General features: G+C 64.4%; 1 protein-coding gene. It reads left to right on the forward strand.

All coding sequences use genetic code 11. The features are described from left to right. Positions 1–180: 180 nt before the first annotated feature. The coding region (gene polA, locus VKP01_RS09885) for a DNA polymerase I (RefSeq protein ID WP_324411979.1) at positions 181–2,730 on the forward strand (2,550 nt) is incomplete at its 3' end.

A 2,730-nucleotide genomic window follows, 5' to 3' on the forward strand; every position in this document is an offset into this window, starting at 1 on the left:
CGCCATCGTCCCATCGCTCCACGAAGGAACTCGGGCGCGCTGTTTTACGAATCCGGCCATTGCGCGTCGACACGCCTGAATCATGCGCCACAGATCATTTTTTCCCGAAGCCGGTATCCACCCGGCGCAAGGATGCATTAAAACCGGGAGCAGTCACTCTTACCGGGAAGTCCAGATTCCATGTCCGGCAAAAGCCCCGCCATCGGGAAAGGCGATCGCCTGATCCTCGTCGATGGCTCGTCCTTCGTGTTCCGCGCCTTCTTCCAGTCGATGAACCAGGATGCGAAATACAATTATCGCTCTGACGGGCTGCCGACAGGGGCGCTGCGGATGTTCTGCGTCAAGCTCTGGCAGTTCATCCGGGAGGGCGCCGCGGGGGTGAAGCCCAGCCATCTCGCCATCGTGCTTGACAAGTCGGAAGGCTCGTTTCGCCGCGAGATCTATCCGGAATACAAGGGCCATCGCCCGGATGCGCCGGAGGATCTCAAGCGCCAGATGCCACTGATGCGCGATGCCGTGCGCGCCTTCGGGCTGATCCCCGTCGAACTGGAGCGCTACGAGGCCGATGATCTGATCGCGGCCTATGCCCGCGAGGCGGCAGCGGCCGGGGCGGAGGTCGTTATCGTCTCCGCCGACAAGGATCTGATGCAGCTGGTTGGCCCCAATGTCCGCTTCTTCGATTTCGAATCGGGCATCAAGGGCAAGAACGGCTACCGGCCCGAGCGCAATCTCGACGTCGAGGGCGTGATCGAGCGCTGGGGCGTGCCGCCGGAGAAGATCGCCGATGTGCTCGCGCTCACCGGCGACACCTCCGACAACGTGCCGGGCGTGCCCGGAATCGGGCCGAAGACGGCGGTGCAGCTGCTCGAGCAGTTCGGCGATCTCGAAACGCTGCTGGAGCGCGCCGGCGAGATCAAGCAGCCCAAGCGCCGCGAGACCCTGATCGAGAATGCCGACAAGGCGCGGCTGTCCAGGAAACTCGTCCTCCTCGACGAGAAGGCTCCGGTGCCGGTGCCGCTCGTCGACCTCACCCTCGCCGAGATCGACGCGCAGAAGCTGATCGCCTTCTTCAAGGCGATGGAATTCACCACCATCACCAAACGCGTCGCCACCGAATACGATATCGATCTCAACGCCGTCGAGGCCGATCCCGAGCTCGCGCGGGGTGCGGATGCGGCAGGCAGTGATGCGGGCGAATCCGGCGAAGCGGGCATCGCGGAGGGCGATCCTCAGGCGGGTCCCGAGCAACTCGTCAAGCAGCGCCGCGACGAAGCGCAGGGCGCAAAGATCGATCGTGCGGCATATGCATGCCTGCGCGACCGCGACGCCCTCGACACATGGATCGCTGATGCTCGAGAAGCGGGGATCGTCGCGCTCGATACCGAGACCGATTCGCTGAGCGCGAATGCCGCCGAGCTCGTCGGGATCTCGCTCGGGCTTCCCGACGGGCGGGCCTGCTATATCCCGCTGCAACATCGCGGCGGCACGGATCTCTTTGACGAGACCGGGCTTGTCACGGGGCAGATCCCCCTCAACGAGGCGCTCGCTGCGCTGCAACCGCTTCTGGAAGAGCCCGGCACGCTCAAGATCGGGCATAATTTCAAATATGACTGGCTGGTCCTGGCCCGTTACGGCATCGAGACGGCGCCGGTCGACGACACCATGCTGATCTCCTACGTGCTCGATGCCGGGCGCGGCGGGCACGGCATGGATGATCTTGCCGAACGGCATCTGGGGCATACCACGATCAAGTTCGCCGAGGTGGCCGGGAGCGGCAAGAAGGCTGTGAGCTTCGACCGTGTGGGCATCGAAGAAGCCACCGCCTACGCGGCGGAGGATGCCGATGTCACCATGCGGCTGTGGCGCGTGCTCAAGCCACGCCTCGCCGCAGAGGCGAAGGTGAGCGTCTACGAGACACTGGAGCGCCCGCTCGTTCCGGTGATCGCGCGCATGGAGCGGCGCGGCATCAAGGTCGACCGCCAGATCCTGAGCCGCCTCTCCTCCGATTTCGCCCAGACGCTCACGCGGCTCGAAGAGGAAATCCAGGAGGATGCGGGCGAGCGCTTCTCGGTCTCGAGCCCGCGCCAGATCGGGGAGATCCTGTTCGGCAAGATGGGGCTGCCCGGCGGCAAGAAGACCCCCTCCGGCCAATGGGCGACGCCCGCCTCGGCGCTGGAGGAACTCGCCGAGCAGGGCCATCCCTTGCCCGCGAAGATTCTGGAATGGCGCCAGCAGGCCAAGCTGAAATCCACATACAGCGATGCGTTGCCCCATTACATGGACGAGAAGGGCCGGGTGCATACCTCTTTCTCGCTCGCTGCCACCACGACGGGGCGGTTGTCATCGTCGGAGCCCAATCTCCAGAACATCCCGGTGCGCACACCGGCAGGCCGCAAGATCCGCGCGGCCTTCGTGCCGGAGAAGGGGATCAAGCTGATCTCGGCGGATTACAGCCAGATCGAATTGCGCATCCTCGCCCATATCGCCGAGATTCCGCAGTTGCGCAAAGCTTTCGCCGACGGCATCGACATCCACGCCGCCACCGCCTCGGAAATGTTCGACATCCCGCTTGCCGAGATGACCAGCGAATATCGCCGGCGCGCCAAGACCATCAATTTCGGCATCATCTACGGCATTTCCGCCTTCGGCCTCGCCAATCGGCTCGGGATCGGGCGCGAGGAGGCGGGGGCCTATATCAAGCAGTATTTCGAGCGGTTCCCCGGCATCAGG

Origin of the sequence: Saliniramus sp. (assembly GCF_035311605.1) — a bacterium.
Taxonomy (GTDB): Bacteria; Pseudomonadota; Alphaproteobacteria; order Rhizobiales; family Beijerinckiaceae; genus Saliniramus.